Here is a 640-nt window from a genome sequence, read left to right on the forward strand (position 1 = left end):
GGCCTCGGGCCGGTCCTTGCGCAGCACGGGCACGAGCACCGTGGACCCGGTGTCGTCGAGGGACGCCTGCGCGAGGGCGGTGAGGGTGCCGTCCGGACCGAGTTCGGCCCAGCGGCCGACACCCTGCCCCGCGAGGGCACGCACGGCATCGGCGAAACGCACCGGCCGACGCACATGGCTGACCCAGTAGTCCGCCGACATCAGCTCATCGGCCGTGGCCGCCTCGCCGGTCACCGTCGAGACCAGGGGCAGCCTCGGCCGCTCGTACACCAGACCCTCCGCGACCTTGCGGAAGTCCGCGAGCATCGGCTCCATCAACGGCGAGTGGAACGCATGACTCACCCGCAGCGCCGTGACCTTGCGCCCCTCGGCACGGAAGTGGTCCGCGATCTCCTCGACGGCCTCCGACGCACCCGCCACCACCACCGCCCGCGGCCCGTTGACCGCCGCGAGGCCCACCTCCTCACCGAGGAACGGCAGGACCTCCTCCTCCGTGGCCTGGAGCGCCACCATCGCACCCCCGGACGGCAGCGCCTGCATCAGCCGGCCCCGCGCCACCACCAGACGGCACGCGTCCGCCAGCGACCACACCCCCGCGACGTGCGCGGCCGCGATCTCACCGATGGAGTGCCCCGCCAGC

1 protein-coding gene is annotated in these 640 nt (G+C 73.8%); it reads right to left on the bottom strand.

What is annotated here, in order from left to right:
- Nucleotides 1-640: acyltransferase domain-containing protein (locus tag AQJ64_RS44895; RefSeq protein ID WP_159060385.1), on the bottom strand; the 640-nt coding region annotated here is incomplete at both ends.

The sequence above is a fragment of the Streptomyces griseoruber genome (assembly GCF_001514205.1).
GTDB classification, from domain to species: Bacteria; Actinomycetota; Actinomycetes; order Streptomycetales; family Streptomycetaceae; genus Streptomyces; species Streptomyces griseoruber.